The 24,827-nt window shown below is 62.0% G+C and carries 24 protein-coding genes; 12 read left to right on the top strand and 12 right to left on the bottom strand.

The annotated features are described in order from the left end of the window. Positions 1 to 10: 10 nt before the first annotated feature. From cobS to IE095_RS14415, 3 genes are all read left to right on the top strand, one after another. On the top strand, positions 11 to 985 hold the full coding sequence (gene cobS / locus IE095_RS14405; RefSeq protein WP_189412366.1) for a cobaltochelatase subunit CobS: 975 nt from the start codon (positions 11 to 13) through the stop codon (positions 983 to 985). Between the two features lie 98 nt (positions 986 to 1,083). Beyond that, positions 1,084 to 1,551: an REP-associated tyrosine transposase gene (locus IE095_RS14410; RefSeq protein ID WP_189412367.1), complete on the top strand. Its 468-nt coding sequence runs from the start codon at positions 1,084 to 1,086 to the stop codon at positions 1,549 to 1,551. A gap of 118 nt (positions 1,552 to 1,669) precedes the next feature. Continuing rightward, positions 1,670 to 2,038: a hypothetical protein gene (locus IE095_RS14415; RefSeq protein WP_189412368.1), complete on the top strand. Its 369-nt coding sequence runs from the start codon at positions 1,670 to 1,672 to the stop codon at positions 2,036 to 2,038. 29 nt (positions 2,039 to 2,067) lie between these two features. Here IE095_RS14415 and IE095_RS14420 read toward each other — a convergent pair whose 3' ends face one another. Then, entirely contained in the window at positions 2,068 to 2,655 is a 588-nt protein-coding gene (locus tag IE095_RS14420) for an NADPH-dependent FMN reductase (protein ID WP_189412369.1), read from the bottom strand. 162 nt (positions 2,656 to 2,817) lie between these two features. On the opposite strand from IE095_RS14420, the gene IE095_RS14425 reads away from it, so the two are divergent. Then, positions 2,818 to 3,282: an REP-associated tyrosine transposase gene (locus tag IE095_RS14425; RefSeq protein ID WP_189412370.1), complete on the top strand. Its 465-nt coding sequence runs from the start codon at positions 2,818 to 2,820 to the stop codon at positions 3,280 to 3,282. On the opposite strand, the gene IE095_RS14430 is transcribed toward IE095_RS14425, so the two are convergent. Beyond that, positions 3,270 to 3,878, bottom strand: coding sequence for an NADPH-dependent FMN reductase (locus tag IE095_RS14430; RefSeq protein ID WP_189412371.1), 609 nt, complete (start codon positions 3,876 to 3,878; stop codon positions 3,270 to 3,272). The two genes, IE095_RS14425 and IE095_RS14430, sit on opposite strands and share 13 nt — an antisense overlap. A 54-nt stretch (positions 3,879 to 3,932) precedes the next feature. Here IE095_RS14430 and IE095_RS14435 point away from each other — a divergent pair, with 54 nt between their 5' ends. The 5 genes from IE095_RS14435 to IE095_RS14450 are packed head-to-tail and all read left to right on the top strand — an operon-like array spanning position 3,933 to position 9,366. Beyond that, complete coding sequence (locus tag IE095_RS14435; protein ID WP_189412372.1) at positions 3,933 to 4,334, top strand: winged helix-turn-helix transcriptional regulator; 402 nt, start codon at positions 3,933 to 3,935, stop codon at positions 4,332 to 4,334. Positions 4,335 to 4,380: 46 nt separating this feature from the next. Further along, complete coding sequence (locus IE095_RS18430) at positions 4,381 to 4,899, top strand: hypothetical protein (protein ID WP_229804814.1); 519 nt, start codon at positions 4,381 to 4,383, stop codon at positions 4,897 to 4,899. After that, the gene (gene cobT, locus IE095_RS14440; protein ID WP_189412373.1) at positions 4,896 to 6,746 is read left to right on the top strand and encodes a cobaltochelatase subunit CobT; all 1,851 of its coding nucleotides are present in this window, start codon (positions 4,896 to 4,898) and stop codon (positions 6,744 to 6,746) included. Before IE095_RS18430 ends, cobT begins: the two co-directional genes overlap by 4 nt. Then, the gene (locus tag IE095_RS14445) at positions 6,746 to 8,533 is read left to right on the top strand and encodes an aminopeptidase P family protein (protein ID WP_189412374.1); all 1,788 of its coding nucleotides are present in this window, start codon (positions 6,746 to 6,748) and stop codon (positions 8,531 to 8,533) included. Before cobT ends, IE095_RS14445 begins: the two co-directional genes overlap by 1 nt. 53 nt (positions 8,534 to 8,586) lie before the next feature. Next, the gene (locus IE095_RS14450; RefSeq protein WP_189412375.1) at positions 8,587 to 9,366 is read left to right on the top strand and encodes an SEC-C domain-containing protein; all 780 of its coding nucleotides are present in this window, start codon (positions 8,587 to 8,589) and stop codon (positions 9,364 to 9,366) included. A 293-nt stretch (positions 9,367 to 9,659) separates the two neighbouring features. Here IE095_RS14450 and IE095_RS14455 read toward each other — a convergent pair whose 3' ends face one another. After that, positions 9,660 to 10,061 (bottom strand): SufE family protein, encoded by a 402-nt coding sequence (locus IE095_RS14455; protein WP_189412376.1) that lies wholly within the window; start codon positions 10,059 to 10,061, stop codon positions 9,660 to 9,662. A gap of 101 nt (positions 10,062 to 10,162) precedes the next feature. On the opposite strand from IE095_RS14455, the gene IE095_RS14460 reads away from it, so the two are divergent. Beyond that, the gene (locus tag IE095_RS14460) at positions 10,163 to 10,624 is read left to right on the top strand and encodes a hypothetical protein (protein ID WP_189412377.1); all 462 of its coding nucleotides are present in this window, start codon (positions 10,163 to 10,165) and stop codon (positions 10,622 to 10,624) included. Here the strand turns inward: IE095_RS14460 and olsA are convergent. The 3 genes from olsA to IE095_RS14475 all read right to left on the bottom strand — a co-directional run bounded on the left by olsA (position 10,621) and on the right by IE095_RS14475 (position 12,509). Continuing rightward, positions 10,621 to 11,427, bottom strand: coding sequence for a lyso-ornithine lipid O-acyltransferase (olsA, locus tag IE095_RS14465; protein ID WP_189412378.1), 807 nt, complete (start codon positions 11,425 to 11,427; stop codon positions 10,621 to 10,623). The genes IE095_RS14460 and olsA overlap by 4 nt on opposite strands. After that, a complete protein-coding gene (gene olsB / locus IE095_RS14470) occupies positions 11,424 to 12,200 on the bottom strand; it encodes an L-ornithine N(alpha)-acyltransferase (protein ID WP_189412379.1) in 777 nt (258 codons plus the stop codon). The genes olsA and olsB overlap by 4 nt, the downstream gene beginning before the upstream one ends. A 126-nt stretch (positions 12,201 to 12,326) precedes the next feature. Then, a complete protein-coding gene (locus IE095_RS14475) occupies positions 12,327 to 12,509 on the bottom strand; it encodes a DUF3553 domain-containing protein (RefSeq protein ID WP_373295417.1) in 183 nt (60 codons plus the stop codon). Positions 12,510 to 12,539: 30 nt separating this feature from the next. On the opposite strand from IE095_RS14475, the gene IE095_RS14480 reads away from it, so the two are divergent. Further along, complete coding sequence (locus tag IE095_RS14480; RefSeq protein WP_189412380.1) at positions 12,540 to 13,133, top strand: histidine phosphotransferase family protein; 594 nt, start codon at positions 12,540 to 12,542, stop codon at positions 13,131 to 13,133. Positions 13,134 to 13,196: 63 nt separating this feature from the next. On the opposite strand, the gene pepN is transcribed toward IE095_RS14480, so the two are convergent. From pepN to IE095_RS14495, 3 genes are all read right to left on the bottom strand, one after another. Continuing rightward, a complete protein-coding gene (pepN, locus tag IE095_RS14485) occupies positions 13,197 to 15,761 on the bottom strand; it encodes an aminopeptidase N (RefSeq protein ID WP_189412381.1) in 2,565 nt (854 codons plus the stop codon). A gap of 75 nt (positions 15,762 to 15,836) precedes the next feature. Continuing rightward, positions 15,837 to 21,695: a Hint domain-containing protein gene (locus tag IE095_RS14490; RefSeq protein ID WP_189412382.1), complete on the bottom strand. Its 5,859-nt coding sequence runs from the start codon at positions 21,693 to 21,695 to the stop codon at positions 15,837 to 15,839. Beyond that, positions 21,696 to 22,076, bottom strand: coding sequence for a hypothetical protein (locus tag IE095_RS14495; RefSeq protein ID WP_229804815.1), 381 nt, complete (start codon positions 22,074 to 22,076; stop codon positions 21,696 to 21,698). It abuts the gene before it with no gap. Positions 22,077 to 22,208: 132 nt separating this feature from the next. Between IE095_RS14495 and IE095_RS14500 the strand changes: the two genes are divergently transcribed. After that, positions 22,209 to 23,480: an FAD-binding domain-containing protein gene (locus IE095_RS14500; protein ID WP_189412384.1), complete on the top strand. Its 1,272-nt coding sequence runs from the start codon at positions 22,209 to 22,211 to the stop codon at positions 23,478 to 23,480. A gap of 2 nt (positions 23,481 to 23,482) precedes the next feature. Here the strand turns inward: IE095_RS14500 and IE095_RS14505 are convergent, their stop codons facing one another. Genes IE095_RS14505 through IE095_RS14515 form a run of 3 tightly spaced genes read right to left on the bottom strand, consistent with a single transcriptional unit; the run spans position 23,483 to position 24,727 of the window. Next, entirely contained in the window at positions 23,483 to 23,926 is a 444-nt protein-coding gene (locus IE095_RS14505; protein WP_189412385.1) for an SRPBCC domain-containing protein, read from the bottom strand. After that, positions 23,926 to 24,393 (bottom strand): SRPBCC family protein, encoded by a 468-nt coding sequence (locus IE095_RS14510; RefSeq protein WP_189412386.1) that lies wholly within the window; start codon positions 24,391 to 24,393, stop codon positions 23,926 to 23,928. Before IE095_RS14510 ends, IE095_RS14505 begins: the two co-directional genes overlap by 1 nt. Further along, the gene (locus tag IE095_RS14515; RefSeq protein ID WP_189412387.1) at positions 24,371 to 24,727 is read right to left on the bottom strand and encodes an ArsR/SmtB family transcription factor; all 357 of its coding nucleotides are present in this window, start codon (positions 24,725 to 24,727) and stop codon (positions 24,371 to 24,373) included. The genes IE095_RS14510 and IE095_RS14515 overlap by 23 nt, the downstream gene beginning before the upstream one ends. Positions 24,728 to 24,827: the final 100 nt, after the last annotated feature.

The raw sequence follows: 24,827 nt of genomic DNA on the forward strand, positions 1-24,827 counted from the left end.
GGCGATGACGATGGCGGATACGGTCCTGAAACCGACAGAAGAAATCTCGGTGCGCGATGTTTTCGGGATCGACACGGATATGAAGGTCAAGGGCTTTGCCGACCGCGGCGACCGCGTGCCGGAAATCGACCCGACCTACAAATTCGACCCCGACACGACCTTGGCCATTCTGGCAGGCTTTGCCTACAATCGTCGCGTCATGATCCAAGGCTATCACGGCACCGGCAAATCGACCCATATCGAACAGGTTGCGGCGCGGCTGAACTGGCCCTGCGTCCGCGTCAACCTGGACAGCCACATCAGCCGGATCGACCTGATCGGCAAAGACGCGATCAAACTGCGCGATGGCAAACAGGTCACCGAATTCCACGAAGGCATCCTGCCTTGGGCCCTGCGCAACAATGTGGCCATTGTGTTCGACGAATACGACGCCGGCCGTGCCGATGTGATGTTTGTGATCCAGCGTGTGCTGGAACATGACGGCAAGCTGACCCTGCTGGACCAGAACGAGGTGATCACCCCCCACCCGTCCTTCCGCCTGTTCGCCACCTCGAACACCGTGGGTCTGGGCGATACGACCGGGCTTTATCACGGCGTCCAGCAGATCAACCAAGCCCAGATGGACCGTTGGTCCTTGGTCGCCACGCTGAACTATCTGTCGCATGACGCCGAGGCCGCCATCGTTCTGGCCAAAAACCCCCATTACAACACCGAAAAAGGCCGCAAAACCATTTCGCAGATGGTGACAGTCGCCGACCTGACCCGCACCGCCTTTATGGCGGGCGATCTTTCGACCGTCATGTCGCCCCGCACCGTGCTGAACTGGGCCCAGAACGCCGAGATTTTCCGCAATGTCGGCTACGCCTTCCGCCTGTCCTTCCTGAACAAATGCGACGAGTTGGAGCGCCAGACGGTCGCCGAATTCTACCAGCGCTGCTTTGGCGAAGAACTGCCGGAAAGCGCGGCCAGCATGGCGATGAAGTGATCTTGGGACAGATTGCCCATCCCACGTAGGATGGGCAATCTGCCCATCTTCCACAAATGATAACCTAATTTTAACTCGTCATGCCCCATCCTACGCGCATGACCAATTATCGTCGCCTGCGCGTGGCCGGGGCCACCTATTTCTTCACCGTCTGCCTTGAAAACCGCAGCAGCCGGTTCTTGGTCGACCATATCGACGTCTTGCGCCAAGCCTACGCCAAAACAATTCGTGAGTTTCCGATCACCTGCCATGCCATGGTGATCCTGCCCGACCACCTGCACGCCATCTGGACCTTGCCGGACGGTGACGCCAATTTTTCTGAACGCTGGCGGCGGATCAAGGGGCGGTTTTCGCATGGGATCCGCGACGAGACGATGCCTAGGCCAAGCCTTGAGGCTAAACGTGAGCGGGGGATTTGGCAGCGGCGTTTCTGGGAACATCTTGTGCGGGATGAGCAGGCCTTCAAGGCAGCGATGGCCTATTGTGAATATAACCCCGTCAAGCACGGTTTAGTCGGGGATTCAAAGGATTGGCCATTTTCGTCGTTTAACGTGCGACAGCAATGATGGATTTGGAAGATGGGCAGATTGCCCATCCCACGTAGGATGGGCAATCTGCCCATCTTCCTCACCCTTCCCCATCTGCCGCATTTTTGACCGCATTCAGGCGCAGCCTGAATGAATCATGGGCGGTTTGAAAACTTTCCTTGTGCTTCTGCTGTTGGGTCTTGTTCCGGCCCCGGCCTTCTCTGGCGATGATCTGGCTCGCCTTTTTGCCCAATGTTCCGGCCGTCTCTCGGCCCTCATGGAACATCAGTTCATCACCGACGGCCCCGCCTCGGACGCCACCAAGGCCGACCGCGACCGCATGGTGGAACTTCTGGAAACCGTGGCCCTTCCCGGCCCGCAGCCCATGCAATGGCGGCTGTCCGCCAAATTCGCCCAGGCCGAAATGCTGGCCCGCCTGCGCGTCGATCCCACCGATCATCGGCTCGCCCAACGCGCCGCCAGCATGATCGACGACTGCCGCGCCCTCATGGGCGGGCAAAGCTGAAAGGGCGGCCCGAAGGCCGCCCTTTGCAATCAGGCTTTCGCCGCGATGGTCGCATTCGCCCACCAGACCACATCGTCCAGCATCGCCGTGGTCGGCCCGCTGATCGAGGCTTCGATATCGGCCAGATTGCCCGACCCGCCGAAACCGGGGTGAACCTTAAAGAAATCGCCCATGCCGATATGCACGCCCGCGCGCACCGGCACCATTTGCAGCTCCACCGCGATCAGCCGCAGATGCTCTGCCGCCCGCGCGCCACCCACCGAACCATAGGCGATCAGCCCCATCGGCTTGCGGCCCCATTCGACATAGGCCTGATCCAGCGCATTCTTCAGCGCCCCGGTGATCGAACGATTGTATTCCGCGACCACGAAAACATAGCCGTCGAATTCAGCAATCTTCTTCTGCCATTTCACCGCGACTTCGTTCTGCGTCGGGGCCCAGGCGTTCGAGGCCACCTCGTCAAAGAAGGGCATCGGATAGTCGCGCAGATCGACGATTTCCAGATCCAGATCTTCACGCGCAGCGGCCTGAGCAGCCAGCCAGTTGGCGGGAATGTCAGCGAAACGGGTGGGGCGGGTCGAGCCGATGATCAGCGCGATTTTCGGTTTGCGGGCCATGGTCATGTCCTTGGGTTCGGTTGCGTTGCGGCCTTATCGCATGGTGCGAATGGCCCATATAGGCCAAGCAACGCGCGGAACCTGTGCAGGGTTGCACGGGTAATCTTTGTTGAACCGAATCTTAACCAAGTGATTCCAATCTGGGCGGGAAGGGAGCGGCCCATGATCCACACCTATTTCCGCCTTGGCCTGCATGACCCCACCAGCCGCGCGCTGACCGATCACATCGGCCTGTTGCGTACAGCCTATGCCCGTGGCTTGCAGGAACGCCCGTTCCAGACCCTCGCCATCACCGTGCTGCCGAATGAACTCCACGCCCTCTGGGCCTTGCCGGACGCTGACCCGGAATTGCCCCTGCGTGTCGGTCGCCTGAAATCGCGCTTTGGTCATGCCTTGGTCCGCGCGACAGGCCAGCGCGACGACCGCCTTTGGCGCAGGGGCATCGCCGAACACCGCATCCGGGATGAAACCGATCTGGCCCTCCACCTGCGCTATGTGGCCGAGGCCCCCTTGCGCGCCGGTCTGGTCCAAAACCCACTCGACTGGCCCTATTCGTCATTCGCCAAAAGGGCTGGGGCGAAACCCCAGCCCCCAGAACAATCGCAGGAACAATCTCAGGCAGCCTGAGCCAAATCCTCCGCCCGCGCCGCCATCGTGGCCCGTGCCCACCAGACCATGTCGTCCAGCAGCGCCGTCGCCGAAGGTCGCAGATTGGCATCAATCTCGGCCATATCGGCCCCTTGCCCGAAAGGATGCACCTTCAGCATATCCGCCCCGCCGATATGCACCGCGTTCCGTACCGGAACCATATGCAACTCCACCCCGATCGTCCGCAAATGCTCGGCCGCCCGCGTGCCCCCCGTGCCGCCATAGGCCAGAATGCCCATCGGTTTGCGCATCCAGGCCTTATAGGCCAGATCCAGCGCGTTCTTCAGCGCCCCGGTGATCGAATGGTTGTATTCGGCGGTCACAAAAATGAACCCGTCATAACCCGCAAGGGTCTGCTGCCAGTGCTGCACCTTCGGATCGCCCGAGGGCATATACAGCTCGGACGACAGGTCGGCAAAGAAGGGCAGGTCGAAATCCCGCAGATCCAGCACCTCCAGCGTGACATCTTGGCGCTCAGCCGCCAGCGCCCGGAACCATGCCACCGGCTTGTCGGCAAAGCGGCTGGGCCGGGTTGACCCGATGATCAGGGCCAGTTTCGGTTTCGTTGCGGTCATGCTATCCATTCCTCATCAGGTTTCGATTCGTTACCATGTAGAGGTTGGAAATCCATGGACGGCGCGCAAGAAGGCACTTTGCCGACACAAGGTCACCACGACGAAACCGCCTGCGCCTCGGTCGGCGCGCTTTTGGCGCGGGTCAGCGACAAATGGACGGTGCTGGTGATCCGCACCTTGGGGCCGGGGCCGCTGCGCTTTAACGCCCTGCGCCGCACCATGGGTGAAATCAGCCAGAAGATGCTGGCACAAACCCTGCGGGATCTTGAGGAAAACGGCTTTGTTACCCGGACAGTGACGCCCACATCGCCGCCGCAGGTGGAATATGCCCTGACCGCGCTGGGCCGTGACCTGCTGGTGCCGATGGGGGCCTTGGCCGATTGGGCCATCGCCAATTCCGCGCAAATGACGGCGGCAAGGGCGCGCTATGCAGCGGCGAAGGACAAGCAGGGATAGCCCGCCCCTTGCCCATCGCCGCCCATGGTGCTTTACCTGAACCACCATGAACAAGCCCACAGACAAGCCACGTATTGCACCAAGCGCGCACGCAAAAATCGCGCTCTATTGGCTTTGGGTCACCAGTTTAGTGTGGTCTCTCTCTCCATCTCATCTCTTAGCTGAACATCTTCACACGGAAAGTGGGGGCATAGTTCTTAGTCTTCCAGCGATACCCGAAAACTTCTCCGCGATCCCGCTTGAAGGCCTGTCACCCGGTTTTCCGGATCCCGATGAACTTACAGCACTCGATCTTGCGAGATGTGCGGGGTTCATGGAAGCTCTAGAGATGTCAGGGGCTAAGCTGGATCCTGAGGCGGTTTCGTCTGAGCGATTTACACAAATTGCCCGGCACATTGATGGGCCGGCTAACGACATGGTTTTGCAAGATGCAAGTCGAGCGGCCCGGCTAGCCGGACTTGAATCCTTGGACGAGAAGCCAGATTGCTCATGCCACCTCCATCTCTTCCTGGCCTGTCAGAGGCTCTATACGCAGAACGTCGGATCGGATCTTACCTCACCATGAACAAGCCCACAGACAACCCCGCCGATCCGTTCAAGAAAGCCCTCGCCGAGGCCACCAAGGTCTTGGCCGATGATGCCGATATGACGGTCACCTATTCCGTCGATCCGCCCGGCATGAATGCCGAAGGCGTGCGCCTGCCGCAGGTCTCACGCCGGATGACGCGGGACGAGGTGATGCTGGCCCGCGGCACCGCCGACGCCTTTGCCATGCGCCGCAAATATCACGACGCCACGGTTTCGGCCCGCTATCTGCCGCAGGGCCAGATGGCGCGGGATATTTATGAGGCAATGGAAGCTGCGCGTTGCGAAGCGATGGGCGCACAGGCGATGCCCGGCACCGCGCTCAACATCGACGCCAAGATCGCGCATGAGGCCGAACGCAAGGGCTATGCCCAGATCACCAAACCGGGGGATGCGCCCTTGGCGGTGGCGGCGGGCTATCTGGTGCGGCATCTGGCCTCAGGCCGTGACCTGCCCAAGGGGGCTGCCAATGTCATGGACCTCTGGCGCGGCTTTATCGAGGATCAGGCCGGCGGCACGCTGGAAAACCTTGACCATGTGCTGAACGATCAGGCGGCCTTTGCCCGTCTGGCGCGCAAGGTGATTGCCGATCTGGGCTATGGCGACCAATTGGGCGACGACCCCGATCAGGACGATCCGCAAGACGGGGAAGACGACGCCGAGGAAAACCCCGATCAGCCCGACAGCGCGGGCGAAGAGCAAGACCCGGAAGAGGCCGAGGCCAGCCCCGAACGCGAACAGCAAGACAGCGACGACCAGGCGCAGGCGCAAGTGACCGAAGACGCCGAAGCCGACATGGAAGACGGCGAGGAGGCCGAACAGCAGGAAGGCGAGGCCCCACAGGAACCGCCGCCCCCCGCCTATTCCGATGCCGACCCGAATTACAACGTCTTCACCACCGACTTCGACGAAGAAATCCGCGCCGAAGATCTGGCCGAACCCGCCGAGTTGGAACGCCTGCGCGCTTACCTTGATCAGCAGTTGGAACCCCTGAAAGGGGCCGTCAGCCGCCTCGCGAACAAACTGCAACGCCGCTTGCAGGCCCAGCAGAACCGCGCTTGGGAGTTTGATCTGGAAGAAGGCACGCTCGACGCAGGCCGCTTGGCCCGCGTCATTGCCAACCCGACGACGCCTCTGTCCTTCAAACGGGAAAAAGACACCGAATTCCGCGACACTTGCGTCACGCTTCTGCTTGATAACTCCGGCTCCATGCGCGGCCGCCCGATTTCCATCGCCGCCATCTGCGCCGATGTTCTGGCCCGCACCTTGGAACGCTGCAACGTCAAGGTCGAAATTCTGGGCTTCACCACCCGCGCCTGGAAAGGCGGCCAAAGCCGCGAAAAATGGCTCGCGGCAGGGCGCGAAGCCCAGCCGGGCCGCCTGAACGACCTGCGCCACATCATCTATAAATCCGCCGATGCCCCTTGGCGTCGCGCACGGCCCAATCTGGGCCTGATGATGAAAGAGGGTCTCCTCAAGGAAAACATCGACGGTGAGGCGCTGGAATGGGCGCACCGCCGCCTGACGAGCCGACCCGAGGCGCGGCGCATCCTGATGGTCATTTCCGATGGGGCTCCGGTCGATGACAGCACCCTGTCGGTCAATGCGGCGAACTATCTGGAAAAGCACCTGCGCGACGTCATCGCCATGGTCGAAAAGCGCCGCGCAGCGGAACTGATCGCCATCGGCATCGGCCATGATGTCACCCGCTATTACTCCCGCGCCGTGACCATCACCGATGTCGAACAACTGGCGGGGGCGATGACGGAACAACTGGCCAGCCTGTTCGATGTCAGCCCCAAGGGGCGTGCAAAAAAGGCGGCATGATGTTCCAATCCTTTGAAACCTTGGCCTCGCCCGAACACGGGGCCGGGCGTCTGGCCCAACTGCGGGCCGCGCTGAAAAAGGCCGATGTGCAGGGTTTAATCGTGCCCCGCGCCGATGTGCATCAGGGCGAATATGTCGCCGAACGCGACCAGCGCCTGCAATGGCTGACCGGCTTTACCGGCTCGGCGGGTCTTTGTGTCGTTTTGCCCGATGTGGCCGGCGTCTTTGTCGATGGCCGCTACCGCACGCAGGTCAAATCGCAGGTCGATCTTGCGCATTTCACCCCCGTCGATTGGCCCGAAACACAGCCCGGCGACTGGATCAAGGCGCATCTCACCACGGGTCGCATCGGCTACGACCCATGGCTCCACACCCCCGCCGAAGTGCAAAAGATCGAGGATGCGCTGGCCGCAACCGGCGTCAAAATCCTGCCCGCGCCGAACTTCATTGATCAGATCTGGGCCGACCAGCCCGCCGCACCGCAGGGCAAGGCCTTTGTCCATCCGCTGGAATTTGCAGGCGAATCCCATGCCGACAAACGCGCCCGCATGGCGGCCGAACTGGCCGCGGCAGGGCAGGGGGCCTGTGTCATCACCTTGCCCGACAGCCTTTGCTGGCTGCTGAACATTCGCGGGGCCGATGTGCCCCGCAATCCGGTGATGTTGGGCCTTGCGATCCTGCACGCCGATGGCCGCCTCGATCTTTTCGCCGATGCCGCCAAGTTTGACGATGCCCTGCTGGCCCATCTGGGGCCTGATGTGACCCTGCACGCGCCCGATGCCCTGCTCGACGGCCTGTCCCGTGTGCAGGGCAAAATCCGCCTCTGCAAGAAAACCGCACCCTTGGCCGTGGGCCGCCATCTGACACAGAACAAGATTCCCTTCGACTGGGGCGACGATCCCTGCCAGATGGCCAAGGCCTGCAAGAACGCCGCCGAGATTGAAGGCATGCGCAGCGCCCATCTGCGCGATGCCGTGGCGATGGTCGAATTCCTCGCTTGGCTCGATGGCGCGTCAGACCTGACCGAAATCGCCGTCGCGCAAAAGCTGGAAGGGTTCCGCCGCGCCACCAACGCGCTGCACGACCTCAGCTTTGATTCCATCGTGGGCTCGGGGCCAAACGGCGCGATCATGCACTACCGCGTGACCGAGGATACCAACCGCCCCATCGGTGAAAACGAACTGCTGCTGGTCGATTCGGGCGGGCAATATGTGGATGGCACCACCGACATCACCCGCACTGTCGCACGCGGCGATCCGGGGCAGGAGGCGCGCGAATGCTATACCCGCGTCCTGCAAGGCACGATTGCCATCAGCCGCCTGCGCTTTGCCAAGGGCCGCGCAGGCCGCGATCTGGACGGGTTCGCCCGCTGGCCCCTGTGGCAAGCCGGGATGGATTTCGACCACGGCACGGGCCACGGCGTGGGGGCGTTCCTGTCAGTGCATGAGGGGCCGCAGCGCCTGTCCTACACCTCTGACGTGCCCTTCCGCGCCGGGATGATCCTGTCGAATGAACCGGGATACTACCGCGAAGGGGAATTTGGCATCCGGCTGGAGAATCTGATTGTTGTGGTTGACGCGCCGCCTATGGGCGACCACCGCCCGCAACTGGCGTTTGAGACGCTGACCTGGGTGCCCTTTGACCGCCGGTTGGTGGTGGTCGATATGCTGACGGCGGGGGAAAGGGACTGGCTGAACAGCTACCACGCCGAAGTGCGGGCGCGGCTTGAGGTGCGGGTTTCGGCCGGGGCGGTGGAATGGTTAAGGGCGGCGACGGCGGGGGTTTGATATTCAAGGCTTCGGATTCATGTCTAACAGATTGATGTTGCAATAGGTGTTGAATGACAGCTCGTAGTCGAGAAGACATCGCTGAAAAATTTGCGCGGCATCTAACGTTTTTGGAAAGGTCTTCCGCCGCTTTCGATGATGGGTTCGAAGATGAAGATATTAGGATAGCACATTCTCTGCGCGTTTTATTTCATCATACAGATAAGTCTCATAGTATATTTCATCAACTTGGCTTAAATAATAAAATACTCGACACGACAAGTTTTGTGGTAAGCGAAAATGAAATGAATGAGGCAAGACTCATTCATGCAGAAGTGGGGTTTGGTGGAAAAAGTAAGTTCGCAGCTTTTCTTTCTGATTCTCCAAGGTGTAACAAGATCCCATTTGAAAATTGGTGGCGTCAAGTGGTGATTAAAGATCAAAAAGATATTAAATTTTCAAGAAGATCAATTATACTACAACTTTCAAATAAGGAAGGCGGGAGCCATGTTGATCCATCAATAAGCCCTTCTTATGAGCAGCTAATCACACATTCATTGGGCTTTCGCTTCAATGAGAATGGCTTTGAAATTCCACCAAACAATATTGCTTCCGTAACTGTTAGGCAAATTGCCCATGAAGTCCTTTCGACTTTTGTTGATGGGTATTTTTGTGCTCCAAAGAAGAAAGATGCCGAAATGACAATATCTGGAATCTCAATGATACCGGGTCGCGGACCCTCAAAATACTCCAGAAATGATCTTTGTCCGTGCGAAAGTGGCCTAAAGTACAAGAAGTGTCATGGATTCGATGGAGATATTTCTCGTCAATTTCTCACCCCGCCCGCCCCTTGATCCTTGTCAACATCTCACTTAACCCTTTCAAACTCTGCCTCGACAAATGCGAATCAAGGCCCAGTCGCCTCGGATGCTCCATCCCATTTTGGTGCGTCTTCAAGGCGGAATGCGACGGGTGATTGGTCCGGCGTCACCAGATCGCGATGGACTAGCCACTGTCGTTCGCAACGGCCAACATCCCAAGCCTAGGTAATATACAGCGGCTAGTCATCCTTTTTGGAATGTATTCAAAATTTGTAATATATTTTAAAATACAAACCCTTACACCCCATTTCACGCGTGAAAACCTCTCACCCCGCCAAGCCCCTGATCCGCGCCACCATCGCCCGCAACCCGTTCGATCTCTGGCTCGACAAATGCGAATCAAGCCCCAGCCGTGCCAGTTCCGCAGGGGCATCCACGGCCCCCACCTGATCCAGCGGCACCCCGGCATACAAAGCATGCACAATCGCGACCAACCCCCGCACGATCATCGCGTCGCTGTCCCCTGTGAAGGCCATCACCCCGCCGGCCATCTCCGGCTTGATCCAGACCTGCGACGCGCAGCCCTGCACCTTATATTCCTCGCGTTTGTCGGCGTCAGATAGTCCCGGCATCGCCTTGCCCAGCTCGATCACATGCCGATAGCGGTCCTCCCAGTCGTCTAGGAATTCAAAAGTCTCGGCAATCTCTTCAAAGGCGGGGGTGGCCATCGTCAACTCTCATGCTGCTTTCCCCTAGCTAGGCGATACGCCCCGCTTTTCAAACCCCCCATGATCGGCTAGCCAAGGGCAGGACATCGAAGGACTGGCCCATGCGACTGACCCTGCCCGCGCTTCTGATCTGTGCCACGGCGCTTTCCGCCTGCGGCGGCTTTCGCGACTCGCGCCTGAACCCGCTGAACTGGTTCGGCAAGGCCCAGCCCGTTGCCACGACCTTGGTCGATCCCACCCAGCAAGAGGATGGCCGCCCCTTGGTGCAGCAGGTGCTGGACCTGACGGTGGAACCCATCGACGGTGGGGCCATCGTCCGCGCCAAGGGCCTGCCGCCCACCCAAGGCTGGTGGGAGGCGGAATTGGTGCCGATGGGCGAGGTCGATGCCGAGGGCACGCTGACGCTGGCCTTCCGCGTGATCCCGCCGAAAACGCCGCAGCGCACATCCACCCAATTCTCGCGCGAAATTACTGTGGCCCATCATCTGGACAGCTATGAACTGGCCAAGATCCGCCGCATCGTCGTGACCGCCGAGTTGAACGCCCTGTCGGCAGGCCGCTAACCCTGTGGATGCGCCGACCGCACCGCCGCTTCGGCAGCGGCGGTCAGCGCCTTGCGGTCGGCAAAATCCCCCACATGCAGCGGCGCATGGCGCGTGATCACCACCCGCCCCTGACGCGGGCTGGCCAGCACCATCAGCAGCGACGGCCCGAATTCCATTTCCGCCCACCAGCCATAGTAACGCGGGTCTGCCCCCGCCGGGGCCTCATAGACAATCGTCACCGGCTGGATCGCCAGCCCCGCGCCCTGAAAGGCGGCAAACAGGCTTGATTTGAACGGCAGAACCCGCTGCCCGTCCGTCGAGGTTCCCTCGGGGAAAAAGATCAGATGCTGCCCCGCCGCCAGACGCCCCTCAAGCTCCACCTGCTGCGCCTTGGCCTCGGTCCCCTTGCGGATCACGAACATCGTGCCCGTCGCCCGCGCCAGCCAGCCGATCCCAGCCCAGCCCGCCACTTCGGACTTCGCAATGAAATTCCCTGTCGTGCAGGCATTCAGTGTGAAAATGTCCAGCCAGGATACATGGTTCGACACCACCGCCCCCCGGCCTGCCATTTCCGCCCCCTCAACCCGATAGCCAAGCCCCAGAATCGCAACATTCGCCCGGCAGACCCATCGCGTCAGCCGCCCCGTCCAGGGCCTGCGCAGGCCATAAAGCGGCCGCTCCGCCAGCCGCAGCACCAACAAGACCAACAGCCCGCCAAAGGTCAGAATCCCGATCAGCCCGCCGCGCCAGACGACGCGCAGCCAGTCGCCCGCCCCCTTGGGATGCGGCAGTTCCATCCCCTCATGCCGCCAGTCGTTCATAGTGCGCTGCTCGCATGGCGGATGTGGAAATCCCGGTGCCGCGCCGACAGTTGCGCCGTGTCCATGATCAGACAGACATCGACCGTGTTGAACCCATGGTCCACAAAGGCCCCATCGCCCACCACCCCACCCAACCGCAGATAGGCCCGCAGCAAGGATGGCATCGCCCCCACCGCCCGCTTACGGTCGATCTGGTCTGCCTTCAGCAGGTTCATCGACACCCCATGGGGTGGCCGCGCCGTCACTCGTAGGGCAGGGGGGGCTAGGTGATGGTGATGCAGCCAGGCCAAGGGCTGCGCCAGGCCCGCCACATCAGTGCCGTGGAAAGAGGCGACGCCAAACATGAGTTCCGTCCCATGCTCCAGCACATAGCCGGCCAAGCCGTTCCACATCATCAGCATCGCCGCCCCGCCCCGATGATCGGCATCCACGCAGGACCGCCCCAGTTCCAGCAATCGCCGCCCGCTGGCCCGCAGGGGCGTCAGGTCATATTCTGCTTCGCTATAGAACCGCCCCGCGCCAAGGCGGTCCCCCGGCAAAAGCCGGTAAGCCGCGACCACGTGATCGCCCAAGGGCCGCCGCCGGTCGATCAGCACCAGATGGTCGCACAGCGCATCGAAAGCGTCCCGCTCCAGCCCCGCCGCATGGTCCACCATCGGCCCATCGGCCCCCAACTCTTGCACGAAGACCCGATAGCGGAGCCGTTGTGCCGCCCTCAGATCATCGTCCGTCCGCGCCAAGGCCAGTTCGTAAAGGGGGTCTTCGCCGGTCATGCCATCCTGCCACTGGTTCCGCCCCAGTTAAGGAAGGCCCGGCAGCGATGCAACTGTTTCCGGGTCAAACAACTTTTGCATGCGACGCACAATTATAGATTGCGCGTCGCGCGGTGGGGGCTAAACTCATTCCTGCCCGGCAAAAACCGGCACAAGCATCACCCGACTGCCATCAATGACAACCTTGCCACGATGCTCGAAATTCACGGTGATCCGCCCGCCGATGTTCGACTGGACTTGCCCCAGTCCCCAGTCGGCCGCGTCCGGGTGGCGCACATACATACCGGGCTCCAGCAAGGAATTCAGCATGGACAGACCTTGCCTTTTTGACGGACCAACATGACCAAAACTCCTGACCTTGTGGCGCTTCTGGGTTCGCGCCTTTGCCATGACCTTATCAGCCCGATTGGTGCCATCGGCAATGGGGTAGAGCTTTTGATGATGGAGGCCGGGGCCAGTCCCTCGCCCGAACTGGCCTTGGTGAATGACAGCGTGGCCCAAGCCAACACCCGCATCCGCCTATTCCGGCTGGCCTTTGGCCAAGCAGGGGTGGGCCAGCGCCTTGGCCGGGCCGAGGTGCAGGGTCTGCTGCTGGATATGGGCCGGGGGGGGCGCCTGGCCATTCTGGCCGAAGGGTTGGGCGATCTTGACAGGGCCCAGGCCAAGCGCCTTTTTCTGGGACTGCTTTGCCTTGAAAGCGCCTTTCCCTGGGGCGGGCAGGTGGTCATTGCCCAAACCCCCGAAGGCGCGCTGACGCTTGCCGCGCAAGGCAAAAGGGTGAAACCCTTGCCGCATCTTTGGCCCCTGGTGCGGGGTGAAGCGCCACCTGCCGATCTGGCGGCGGCTGAGGTGCATTTTGCGATTTTGGGGGCAGAATTGGCGGGGCAGGGCCACGTCACCATGGACGAGACCCGCATCCAACTGCTGCTTTGATCCCCATCGTTTCCTTAATTAAATTCTGACGAAGCCTGCGCGGCATGCGGATACGCCTTGCGATCAGCCCAGCATCCGCCCAACCATTTCCCCCAAATTGCGGCTGAGCCCCGGCGCCGCGGCCATCCGCGCCAGTTCACCCCGGATCATCCCCTGCCGGTCGGCATCATAGCGCGACCAGCTTTCAAAGCCTGTCGACATCCGCGCCGCCGTCTGTGGGTTCAGCGGATCAAGTTTAATAAGCCAATCCGCCAGCAGCCGATAGCCAGCCCCATCGGCATGGTGGAAACCGGCATGGTTTGCCGCCAGCATCCCCATCACCGAACGGAAACGGTTCGGATTCTTCATGTCGAAATCGGGCCTAGCCGTCAGCCGATTGACCACGCCCGCCAAAGCCTCGGGCGCCGCGTGCAGCACTTGCAGGCTGAACCATTTGTCCATCACCAGCCGGTCGCCGTGCCATTTCGCCTCAAACCGCGCCAGTTCTTCTGCCCCAATCCCCTGCTCCAAAAGACAAGCCAAGGCCCCGCCCTCATCCGTCATATTGTCCGCCTGCGCAAACAGGGCGCTGGCGGCAGCGCCCGCGTCCAGCCGCGTCTGCAACGACAACAAGGCCAGCCGCAGCGCCCGTTTCCCCGCCGCCTTCGCATCCGGGCTATACGGGCCATCCACCACCGTTCCTGCCAGCAAACCGGGCAGGGCAGGGGCCAGACGTTCCGCCAAGGCCAGCCCCAGCCGCTTCCGCGCCGCATGGATCGCCGCAGGGTCGGGCACATGGCCCGCCGCGAACAGCGTCTGCGCCATGTCATCCTCACCCGGCAAACGCAGCACCAGCGCGCGGAAGGCCGGGTCAAGGCTGTCATCCCCCGCCACCTGCGTCATCGCCTCCAGCCAATCGGCCCCCGGCGCTGCCCCTTCGGTCACCATCCGCGCCAAAATCTCTTTCGCCAGTGCCCGCCCCGATTCCCATTTGTTGAACGGGTCGGTGTCATGCGCCAAAAGAAAGGCCCGCGTTGTGGGATCGACAGCATGTTCCAAGACCACCGGGGCCGAGAACCCGCGCAGGATGGAAGGCACCGGTCGCGCCGCCAAGCCGTTGAATTCAAACACCTGCTCGCTGTTCGTCAGTTCCAGAACCGTCGTTTCCAGAACCTCACCCCCATTCGGGTTCAGCAACCCCACCGCCACCGGAATGACCTTCGCATCCTTCACCGGCTGCCCCGGCGTCGGCGGGTTCACCTGTGACAGGGTCAAACGGAACGTCCCCGCTCCATCCCAATCTTCCTTCACCGTCACCCGCGGCGTCCCCGCCTGCTCATACCAACGCTTGAACTGCGCCAAGTCGCGGCCCGTGGCATCGGCAAAGACCGCCAGCCAATCCTCGATCGTCGCGGCCTGCCCATCGTGGCGGTCGAAATACAGATCCAGCGCCTGCTTATAGCCGTCGTCACCCACCAGACGCTTCAGCATCCCGATGACCTCGGCCCCTTTTTCATAGACCGTCGCGGTGTAGAAATTGTTGATCTCGACAAAGCTGTCCGGCCGAACGGCATGCGCCAAAGGCCCGCCATCCTCGCGGAATTGCCGGGCGCGCAGGGTCAGCACATCCTCGATCCGTTTGACCGCGTGGCTGCGCATATCGCCGCTGAACTGCTGGTCGCGGAACACCGTCAGCCCCTCTTTCAGGCACAGTTGAAACCAGTCGCGGCATGTGATCCGGTTGCCCGTCCAGTTGTGGAAATATTCATGCGCAATGATCGCCTCGATCCGCGCATAGTCATCGTCCGTCGCCGTTTCCGGGCTGGCCAGCACATATTTCGCGTTAAAGATGTTCAGCCCCTTGTTCTCCATCGCGCCCATGTTGAAGTCGTCAACCGCCACGATGTTGAACACGTCCAGATCATATTCCCGGCCATAGGCCGTCTCGTCCCAGCGCATCGACCGGATCAGCGCATCCATCGCGTAATCCGTCCGCGTCTCGTCCCCCGGACGTACCCAGATGTTCAGCTTCACCGCTCGCCCCGAGGCTGTGGTGAAATCGGCGCTGGTGGCAATCAAATCACCCGCGACCAAAGCGAACAGATAGGCGGGCTTGGGCCAGGGATCGACCCATTCGCCGCCCGTCGGGTTCCCGTTCGACAAAAGCACCGGCAGATCGCTTTCGATCCGCACCCGGAACGGGGCCATCACATCGGGGCGGTCGGGGTAAAAGGTGATCTTGCGAAAGCCCTCCGCCTCGCATTGCGTGCAATACAGGCCGTTCGACATATACAGCCCCTCCAGCGCCGTGTTTTGCGCCGGGGCAATCTCCACCTCGGTTTCCAGCGTGAACGGCCCCTCGGGCAGCAGTGTCGCGGGCACCGTCAGCCCTGTTTCATCCGCGATCAGATCCAGCACCGCCCCGTTCAGCCTTGCCGAAATCAACCGCAGGTCAATGCCGTTCAGCCGCAGATCCTGATGCCCCGGCCGCGCCGGATTGGGTGAAAGCGCCAGTTTCGCCAGAACCCGTGTGGCCGTCGGATGCAGCCGAAAGGTCAGATCGACCTGATCCACGCAATGCGTAAAAGGCTGATAATCGGCCAGATGAATGGTCCGGGCCGAATTGTTTTGCGCGGCGTTGTCCTGCATGGCATGTCCCCTGTTCTTTGCTCAACAGGGATAAGGCCTGCGCCGCCGGGCGCAAGCCTTGCCGTCACCATCGCCCTATTCAGCGGCGATCCGCTTGTTTGGGGCCATGAGGACCCGCACCTCATGGGCTTTCAGGGTCATCCGGGCGGCCTCGAAGGCCTGTTCGCGGTCGGCCAGTTCGGGGAACAGCGCCAGGATTTCTGCCCGCGCCATCTGGTCCATCGCCGAGATCATCCGTGCGGCGGGTTGGAAGCTTTCCGACCAGGCCCCGTCGACATGCACGATCTCATGCCCGTCGAACAGGATATGGACATAGGTCACCCCTTCGGCCGGCACCACCTGCGCAATCCCCGGCTGGCCCAGCAGATGCAGCGCCGCCACCAGCACCTCATGCTCGCCAAACAGCAGCTCTGCCCCCGCATCGGCGATCAGCATCCGGTGCTGCGGCGACACCATCGTGTCGCGCAGCGGCACCTGCGCCCCCAGCGATCCGGCCGCCAAGGCGACCGGTGCCAGATCGGGGGCCGCCCGCAGCTGCGCCGCCGAAAGCTGCCGCTGGCCCACCCAACGCACCGCCTGCCAGCCATGATCCCGCGTCAGCACCCGGTCGCCCGGTTTCACCGCCTCGACCGCCATCGCCCCTTGCAGGGTCACGATCTGCGAACCGGCGGTAAAGCAGGGGATGATGTTCTCAATCTGCGAGAAGTCGAGCCGACCAATGACCTGCCGCCCCGGCGTGCCTTCGGGCAGGTCGTAGAACAGCACATAGCCTGCTTCGGGGTCGCCGGGGGTAAAGACGACGGTCGTCAGCGGCTTGCCATAGGCCGTCAGGTCCAGCGTGTCGATGTCGCCGTTGCCGGGATCTTCGCCGCCCTGGATAACGTCATTGCCGGAATTGGCAAAAGTCCCCGCGCCGACCACAAAGCTGTCATTCCCCAGCCCGCCATAAAGGCTGTCGGCCCCCGCATCGGTGGTAAAGCTGTCGTTGCCCGCGTCACCCGAGACGACGTCATTGCCCGCGCCGCCCGACAGCGTGTCATTCCCATCGCCGCCGAAGAGAATGTCGTTGCCCGCATCGCCCGAAAGACTGTCAGCGCCATTGCCGCCGGTCAGGCCATCGGAACCGTCCCCGCCAAAGAGCTGGTCATTGCCCTCGCCGCCGGACAGCTGATCCGTGTCATTGCCTCCGAACAGGCTGTCGTTGCCGCCATCGCCCGACAAAGTGTCATTGCCATCCTGGCCCTGCAACGAATCGTCGCCATTGCCGCCCGAAAGGCTGTCCTGATCATTGCCCCCCGACAGCGTGTCATTCCCATCGCCGCCTTCCAGCGTATCGTTCCCGGTACCGCCGCTGATCCGGTCATCGCCGTCGCCGCCAAAGGCCTGATCATTGCCGCTGTCGCTGTCGAGTGTGTCGTTGCCTGCCCCGCCGAACAGCTGGTCATTGCCACTGTCGCCATCCAGATCGTCGTTGCCGTCGCCGCCATACAGGCTGTCATCGCCGGTCAAGCCGTTCAGCGTATCATCGCCCGCATCGCCAGAGACGGAGTCATCCCCGTCATCGCCCGACAGGATGTCATTACCCTCGCCACCCGACAATGTGTCGTTCTGGTCGCCACCCGACAGGCTGTCATTGCCGTTGCCGCCCGACAGCACATCCGTGCCCGTGCCGCCCGACAGCGTGTCATCCCCGCCGTCGCCGGACAGAGTATCGGCCCCGTCGTTGCCCGCCAGAATGTCATTGCCATTGCCGCCGAACAGGCTGTCGTCGTTGTCGCCACCGGAAAGACTGTCTGCGCCCTCGCCGCCGTACAGACGGTCGTTGCCCGCATCGCCGTTCAGCGTGTCGTCCCCGGCATCGCCCATCAGGCTGTCGACGCCGGCCCCACCATTCAGCAGGTCATTGTCGTTGCCGCCCGAGAGGGTATCGTCGCCATTGTCCCCGAACAGAGTGTCGGACCCGTTGTCGCCGAACAACTGGTCGTTGCCGTTGCCGCCGAACAGGCTGTCGGCATCGTTGCCGCCCGAAAGGCTGTCTGCGCCCTCGCCGCCATACAGACGGTCGTTGCCCGCATCGCCGTTCAGCGTGTCGTCCCCGGCATCGCCCATCAGGCTGTCGACGCCGGCCCCGCCGTTCAGAAGATCGTTCTGGTTGCCACCCGACAGCGTGTCGTCGCCGCCGTCGCCGGACAGGGTGTCGGCCCCGTCGTTGCCCGCCAGAATGTCATTGCCATTGCCGCCGAACAGGCTGTCGGCATCATTTCCGCCCGAAAGAGAATCCCCGCCTTCACCGCCATACAGCGTGTCGTTACCGACTTCGCCGTTCAGCGTGTCGGCCCCATTGTCGCCGAACAACTGGTCGCTGCCGTTGCCACCGAACAGGCTGTCGTCGTTGTCGCCACCGTAAAGGCTGTCGGCACCCTCGCCGCCATACAGACGGTCGTTGCCCGCATCGCCGTTCAGCGTGTCGTCGCCAGCATCGCCCGTCAGGCTGTCGATACCGGCCCCGCCGTTCAGCAGGTCGCTGTCATTGCCGCCCGACAGGGTGTCGTCGCCGCCGTCGCCGGACAGGGTATCGGCCCCGTCGTTGCCCGCCAGAATGTCATTGCCATTGCCGCCGAAAAGGCTGTCGGTGCCCGCATCGCCAGTCAGGCTGTCGATGCCCTCGCCGCCATACAACGTGTCGTTGTTGTTGCCGCCCGACAGTGTGTCGTTGCCGTTGTCACCGAACAGGCTGTCGTTGCCGTCGCCGCCGAACAGGCTGTCCTGATCATTGCCGCCGTAAAGCGAATCTTCGCCGCCATCGCCATAGATCGAATCGTCGCCCTCGTCGCCCGAGATGCTTTCGTTGCCATTGCCGCCCGACAGCGAATCGCCGCCCTGGCCGCCGAAGAGGAAATCGTTCCCCTCGCCGCCGAACAGGCTGTCGGTGCCGTTGCCGCCGAACAGGCTGTCGATGTCATTGCCGCCCGACAGGTTGTCATTGCCGTTGCCGCCGAACAGCGTGTCGTTCCCCGCATCGCCCGCCAGCGTGTCGTCGCCATCGTCGCCCGACATGCTGTCGTTGCCGTCGCCGCCCATGGCATTGTCGTTGCCGGTGCCACCTTCGATCAGGTCGTTGCCCGCGCCGCCGTCGATCGTATCGTTGTCGGCCCCGCCATAGAGGCTGTCCGACCCGCCCAGCCCCGACATCGTGTCGTTGCCTGCCGCCCCATAGAAGACGTTAGTATAGCCGCCCGGGTTGGTATCCTCGCCGTCAAAGCCGATGATCGTGTCGTTAAAGGCCGAACCGTAAACCCCGTCGACGCCGGTATAGGTGTCGCCCTGAGCATCGCCGCCAAGGCCCACGCCGGTGCCCAGGTTGACGTTGACGGCCGCACCCGAGTTGGAATAGTCGACCCAGTCCATCCCAGCGTCGCCGCGCATCGTGTCGTTCCCGGCATCGCCAAAGAACGTGTCATTGCCGGTGCCGCCGTCCATGGAATCGTTGCCAAGGCCGCCATAAAGGCTGTCGTTCCCGGCATTGCCAAAGATTGTGTCTTCGCCGTCGTTGCCTGCAAGGCTGTCGTTGCCATCGCCGCCCGACAGGCTGTCGTTGTCATTGCCGCCCGACAGCGTGTCGTTGCCCGCATCGCCCGACAGGGTATCGTTGCCCGTACCGCCGCTCAGGCTGTCCTGATCATTGCCCCCGGCAAGGTTGTCGTTCCCCGCGCCGCCGTCCAGCGTGTCGTTGCCGTCATTGCCCGACAGCGTGTCATTGCCCGCGTCGCCCGAAAGACTGTCGGCATCATTGCCGCCCGACAGGTTGTCGTTCCCGGCCCCGCCCGACAGGGTGTCGTTGCCGTCACCCCCCGACAGACTGTCGTTGCCCGTGCCACCCGACAGGCTGTCGTTGCCCGCATCGCCCGAAAGCGTGTCGTTTCCGGTGCCGCCGAACAGGCTGTCATTGCCCGCAGCCCCGATCAGGCTGTCATCGCCACGGCCGCCGACCATGGAGTCGTTGCCCACGCCTCCGTCGATCGTGTCGTTGTCAGTCGCAATCGCTTGGAAGTGGACATCCGTGTAATAGATGACCTGCCCGTCGGTATTGCCGTTGGAATAGATAATCTGGACTTGGCTCACAGGCCCCGGAATCGAAACAAGAACCGAACCAGCCGCTTCGTTCGCATCATCGCCGCCAGGCCCTGCGGTGATCGTGTTGGTGCCGGAGTTTATGTTATCATTCCCGGCCGCCGTCAGGTTCACTGTCACCGGATTGCCTTCGGCATCCAGCGCGACAATGGTCAGAATGTCCTGCCATCCGCCCGTATCAATGTCGTTGATGCGGAACTGCACGTTCTGCACCTGATCCGCAAAACCGCTGCCTGCGACTGCGCTGAAATTCATCGTCACCGTGGCGGTCGGGCCAAGCCCGGTTCCGGTGATGTATCCCGCCGAATTGTTGGCGAAGGGGCCGCCGCCGACATATTGCTGCGTGTTGCTGGTGGTAAAGCTCTGCCCGCCACCCGTATCCGTATAGGCGACGTTGACGTTGATCCCGCCGGTGTTCTGGGTAAAGCCCCCGGCAATGTTCGTGCCGCTGCCTCCCTGAAGGATCCAGTTCATATCAAGGTTGGCAGCGCCTGTGCCAGTCTCGGCGCCGCCGATCAGCGTGTCGTCGCCTTCGTTCCCGATCAAGCTGTCGTTGCCGTCCCCGCCCGAGACCGAGTCGTTCTCGCTCCCACCGCCCAGCGTGTCGTTGCCCAGCCCGCCTTCCAGCGTGTCCTGTCCAGCCCCGCCCGACAGGCTGTCGCCCCCCGCGCCACCATCCAGAGAGTCGTTGCCGTCATCGCCCGAAAGGGTATCGGCCCCGTCATTGCCGCCGATGCTGTCGTCCCCGGTGCCGCCCGACAGGTTGTCGTCGTTGTTGCCGCCCGAAATCGTGTCGTTCCCGGCATCGCCGGAAATCGTGTCGTTGCCGTCGCCGCCCGAAAGGCTGTCTTCGTCGGCCCCGCCCGAAATGCTGTCGTTGCCCGCATCGCCCGAAATTGTGTCGTTCCCGGCATCGCCCGCCAGCGTGTCGTTGCCGGTGCCGCCAGTCATGTTATCCCGGCCATCGCCGCCCGACAGGCTGTCGTTGCCCGCGCCGCCGTCCATACTGTCGTTGCCGTCGCCGCCGAACAGCGTATCGGCGTCATTGCCACCCGCCAGCGTGTCCTGTCCGCCGCCGCCATACAGCAGGTCATTGCCGTCATTGCCCGACAGGCTGTCGTTGCCTTGCGAAGGGGCTGCCGTCAGGATGCTGGAGGTCGCCAGATCTTGCACACCGCCGCCGGGCAGCGTGACAGAGCCGGAAAGAACCTGCCCGCCCACGTTTTCCCAGTAATACACCTCAATGATGTATTGTGTGCCTGCGGTCAGGTTGACCGAGGAAGTAACCGTTGACGCCCCTTGATGAAAGTCGTTGTTCAGGTTGAAGACTTCGTCCCCGGTCGCGGCATTGCGGATGATAATCCGCGACCCGTCATCGGAGGTCGTCGAGAATGTGTAGCTGCCGGTTGTGGTGATGTTCAGGGTCGACGTCAGGATGATCCCAAAATCATTGGGGTCCGTAGGCGAAAGCCCGACTGAACCGGCCAAGGTTTGGGGGTTAAAGGTGTTTGTCTGCCCGCCACCGTTCAGCGTCGCCCCGGCAATGGTGCCGGTCTGGTTGGCTTGGTCCGTGAAGTCGCGCGTATAGACGGCATAGTTCCAAAGGCTGTTGCCGTTGTCCCCATAAAGCGTATCGTTGCCGGACCCGCCCGAGAACACGTCGTTCCCGGAGCCGCCGAACATCAGGTCGCTGTTGTTCCCGCCGCTGCCCGAGTCATTGCCACCGTTGCCGTGAAAGGCATCGTTTGCGTTCGAGCCGTTGCCGAGGTTGTCGTTGCCGTCGTTTCCGCCGTAAGTCGCCATTTACCAAACACCCCGCCCGTCTTCGGGCATCCACACAATCTTCAATCTGTCACGGAACTGCGGTGAAACCTTGGCAGGTTTTCCACAGGAGCAAGGCCATTGAATGACCAGCCTGCTCTTTTTCCATCGCATCAGGCCGAGGCCATCACCCGTCACTTCCGATCCCCTCAAAGCCGCTGACAAACAGCGCGAGATGTAAAGAACCGCAGGGTGGTTACGCGACAGAAAGACGAAAGTTTCCACAAATTTTGCAGCGCAGAAAATAATCGCCCAAATGGCACGCCTCAGCACGGTTTTCCTGATCCGACCAAGAAATGCAGATGCCCGCCAAGTCAACAGAATTTGTGCGTTGGGGTGGTTTGGCAGGGCAACATCGGCCATATTTTGTGGCATCCTGAAGGCGCGAGGCGCATTACGGTTGTGCGGCATAACTTACGACCTTGGTCTAGGTTGAGGCCAATTCTCTGTCCTTTTGGGCTTTACGAATCTGGCGCAGAAAATGATAAATGTTCCATGAATGTTCTTGTCTGGTTTCGGCGCGATCTGCGGGCTTTCGACCACCCGGCGCTGGCGGCGGCGGGGGCCATGGGGCCCGTCTTGCCGGTCTTTGTGATCGAGCCCGATTTTTGGACGCAGGCGGATCGGTCGGGGCGGCAATGGGCGTTTCTGCGCGAAACGCTGCTGGATTTGCGCGGGCAACTGCGGGGGCAGCTTTTGGTTCGGCAGGGTGCAGCGGTGACGGTTTTGGCCGGGCTTTGCCGAAAACATCGCATCCGGCGGATTGTGACGATGGCGGATGCGGCCTGGCCGGGCGGCTGCGATGTGGCGGAATGGGCGCGTGGGGCTGGGGTGGAATGGTTGGAGCTGCCACAAGGGGCTGACGCAGGGCAGGGGGCTTTGAACTTTGTTGCCGATCTGGCGCCGGGGCCGATCCCCGACGCCAGATCGCTTGGGATGGTTGACGACCGCTGCCCGCATCGGCAGGCCGGTGGGCGGGCTGCTGGGCAGGCCTTGCTGGATGGCTTTCTCACCCATCGGTCCCAAGGCTATCAGCAGGCCGAAACCCACGCGCTGCTTTCTGAAAGGGCTTCATCCCGCCTGTCACCCCATCTGGCCTGGGGAAGCCTGTCAGCCCGCGAAGTGGCCTTGGCCGCAGCCGAGCGGCAAGTTGCAGCAAACCATGGCGACTGGGCCGCCGGTCTGCGCCTGTTTCAATCCCGTCTGGCCCTGCGCGATCAAAGCCCTGTCGTGCCCATGACCGGCCAAGGCGCGGCGCATGACCTTGACGCCTTTGCGGCCGGCGAAACCGGTCTGCCTTTTGTCGATGCGGTCTTGCGCTACTTTCAGGCCACGGGCTGGCTGAACCATCGGCTGCGCGCTCTCCTGGTCAGCATCGCCCTGCATCATCTGCGCATCAACCCCACCCTCGCCGGACAGGCCCTCGCCCGCCTGTCCACCGACTATGATCCGACCATCCATAGCCGCGAAATGCAGCGCGTTGCCTTGGCGCGCCCTTTGCATCCGCTTCCCCTCGCGGCCCGCCTTGACCCGACCGGCAGTTTCACCCGCCGCTGGCTGCCCGAACTTGCCCATCTGCCTGACGACGCCCTGCAACAGCCCTGGAAATCCCCTCTTGCGCGGCCCTTGCTGGGCCGTCGCTACCCCGAGCCTTTGGTCGATCCCAACCAAGCCCTGCGCCGCGCCGGGGCAAGAAAAGGGGCCACCCACCGGCGACCCGATTTCACGTTGATCGAATGCCCCCGCCAACTGGCCTTGCCGCTCTGAACTTACAAAGCCTCGGCCATCGCCGCCAGTTTGTCCAAGGTCGTCTGGCCCAGTTCGATAGCCCCGAAATCGACGACCGCCTGCCGGATCGCGGCATCGGGAAACACCATCACCTGCGTCACCCGCGTCCCCCCTGCCTCCGGCTCCAGCGTCACCGTGACCCAGGCATGGGGATCCCCGTCACTGTCATCCGACATCACGAATTCAATCCGCTTCGGCGGGTCATACAGCGTGAATTCATGCCGGTTCGCCCAGACTTCCCCCTTTGGCCCCAACATGTCAAACCGCCAGCTTCCGCCTTGCCGCAGGTCAATCGACTTGGTCTTGCAGCTATGCCCCTTCGGCCCGAACCATTCCGGCAGGATCGCGGGATCGGTCCAGCATTTCCAGACCGCCTCGGGGCTGGCCTGAATGACGCGGGTCAGCGTGATCGAACGATCCTCCATCACTTCAACCCCTGCGCATATTCTTCCAACTGTGTCGCCACGGTGCCCCAGCCGGAGGAGAAGCCCATCGCCTCATGGCTTGCGGCCGCTTCTGCAGAACGGTGCCGCGCAATCGCGGTATAGCGCGTCCGGCCATTCCCAATATCTTCGAACGTCAGGATCGCTGTCATGAAGGGTTCCGGGTTCGGCTTCCAGCCTTCGGTATAGGTGTCCGTGAAAACCAGCTTTTCGTTCGGCACCACCTCAAGGTAAACCCCGTTGTTTTCCATGATGTTGCCATCCACATCAAAGGTCGTGTTGCAGGCCCCGCCCACCCGCACATCCAGCTTGCAGCCCACCACTTTGTGCGGCTTTGGCACGAACCAATGCGGCAGATGTTCCTCGCTCGTCCAGCATTTGTACAGGATTTCCCGCGGCGCATTCAGTTCACGCACCAGTTTCAGGTCAAGCTTCGGGTCCAGTTCCACGTTCCGCCTCCATCAGTTTCATTGCATATTCTTCCAGCCGGTCCAGCCGCCCCTCCCAAAGGGCCTTTTGCTGTGCCAGCCAATCGTCCACCGCGGCCAATGTTTCCGGCTTTGCCCTGCACATTCGCACCCGCCCCGTCTTTTCACTGCTGATCAGCCCTGCGTCCTCTAGCACCGACAGGTGGCGCATCACCGTGGGCAAGGCCATGCCGCTGGGTTTGGCCAGCACGGTGACGGGCTGCGCCCCCTGCCCAAGCATCGCCAGCATGTTGCGGCGTGTGGGATCAGACAGCGCTTGGAAGATCAGGTTCAGATCGGGATCATGTTTAGCCATAATGCTAACTATCACGCGCCGCGCCACGACGCAAGCCATTGTTAGCGCCACCGCTTAGTTTTTCCGCCGCATCGCGGCGAATGGATGATTGCACGGGGGG

The sequence above is a fragment of the Neogemmobacter tilapiae genome, from assembly GCF_014652215.1.
Classification (GTDB): domain Bacteria; phylum Pseudomonadota; class Alphaproteobacteria; order Rhodobacterales; family Rhodobacteraceae; genus Neogemmobacter; species Neogemmobacter tilapiae.

Excerpts from the sequence above, each read along its gene's own strand:
- IE095_RS14495 (WP_229804815.1), bottom strand. The coding sequence starts at position 22,076 with ATGGCCGATGTTGCCCTGCCAAACCACCCCAACGCACAAATTCTGTTG.
- IE095_RS18430 (WP_229804814.1), top strand. The coding sequence starts at position 4,381 with ATGAACAAGCCCACAGACAAGCCACGTATTGCACCAAGCGCGCACGCA.
- IE095_RS14505 (WP_189412385.1), bottom strand. The coding sequence starts at position 23,926 with ATGGAGGATCGTTCGATCACGCTGACCCGCGTCATTCAGGCCAGCCCC.
- IE095_RS14500 (WP_189412384.1), top strand. The coding sequence starts at position 22,209 with ATGAATGTTCTTGTCTGGTTTCGGCGCGATCTGCGGGCTTTCGACCAC.
- IE095_RS14460 (WP_189412377.1), top strand. The coding sequence starts at position 10,163 with ATGCGACTGACCCTGCCCGCGCTTCTGATCTGTGCCACGGCGCTTTCC.
- IE095_RS14480 (WP_189412380.1), top strand. The coding sequence starts at position 12,540 with ATGACCAAAACTCCTGACCTTGTGGCGCTTCTGGGTTCGCGCCTTTGC.
- IE095_RS14425 (WP_189412370.1), top strand. The coding sequence starts at position 2,818 with ATGATCCACACCTATTTCCGCCTTGGCCTGCATGACCCCACCAGCCGC.
- IE095_RS14410 (WP_189412367.1), top strand. The coding sequence starts at position 1,084 with ATGACCAATTATCGTCGCCTGCGCGTGGCCGGGGCCACCTATTTCTTC.
- cobT (WP_189412373.1), top strand. The coding sequence starts at position 4,896 with ATGAACAAGCCCACAGACAACCCCGCCGATCCGTTCAAGAAAGCCCTC.
- IE095_RS14415 (WP_189412368.1), top strand. The coding sequence starts at position 1,670 with ATGGGCGGTTTGAAAACTTTCCTTGTGCTTCTGCTGTTGGGTCTTGTT.
- IE095_RS14475 (WP_373295417.1), bottom strand. The coding sequence starts at position 12,509 with ATGCTGAATTCCTTGCTGGAGCCCGGTATGTATGTGCGCCACCCGGAC.
- IE095_RS14420 (WP_189412369.1), bottom strand. The coding sequence starts at position 2,655 with ATGGCCCGCAAACCGAAAATCGCGCTGATCATCGGCTCGACCCGCCCC.
- IE095_RS14455 (WP_189412376.1), bottom strand. The coding sequence starts at position 10,061 with ATGGCCACCCCCGCCTTTGAAGAGATTGCCGAGACTTTTGAATTCCTA.
- IE095_RS14435 (WP_189412372.1), top strand. The coding sequence starts at position 3,933 with ATGGACGGCGCGCAAGAAGGCACTTTGCCGACACAAGGTCACCACGAC.
- olsA (WP_189412378.1), bottom strand. The coding sequence starts at position 11,427 with ATGAACGACTGGCGGCATGAGGGGATGGAACTGCCGCATCCCAAGGGG.
- IE095_RS14515 (WP_189412387.1), bottom strand. The coding sequence starts at position 24,727 with ATGGCTAAACATGATCCCGATCTGAACCTGATCTTCCAAGCGCTGTCT.
- IE095_RS14450 (WP_189412375.1), top strand. The coding sequence starts at position 8,587 with ATGACAGCTCGTAGTCGAGAAGACATCGCTGAAAAATTTGCGCGGCAT.
- olsB (WP_189412379.1), bottom strand. The coding sequence starts at position 12,200 with ATGACCGGCGAAGACCCCCTTTACGAACTGGCCTTGGCGCGGACGGAC.
- IE095_RS14490 (WP_189412382.1), bottom strand. The coding sequence starts at position 21,695 with ATGGCGACTTACGGCGGAAACGACGGCAACGACAACCTCGGCAACGGC.
- IE095_RS14430 (WP_189412371.1), bottom strand. The coding sequence starts at position 3,878 with ATGACCGCAACGAAACCGAAACTGGCCCTGATCATCGGGTCAACCCGG.
- cobS (WP_189412366.1), top strand. The coding sequence starts at position 11 with ATGGCGGATACGGTCCTGAAACCGACAGAAGAAATCTCGGTGCGCGAT.
- pepN (WP_189412381.1), bottom strand. The coding sequence starts at position 15,761 with ATGCAGGACAACGCCGCGCAAAACAATTCGGCCCGGACCATTCATCTG.
- IE095_RS14445 (WP_189412374.1), top strand. The coding sequence starts at position 6,746 with ATGTTCCAATCCTTTGAAACCTTGGCCTCGCCCGAACACGGGGCCGGG.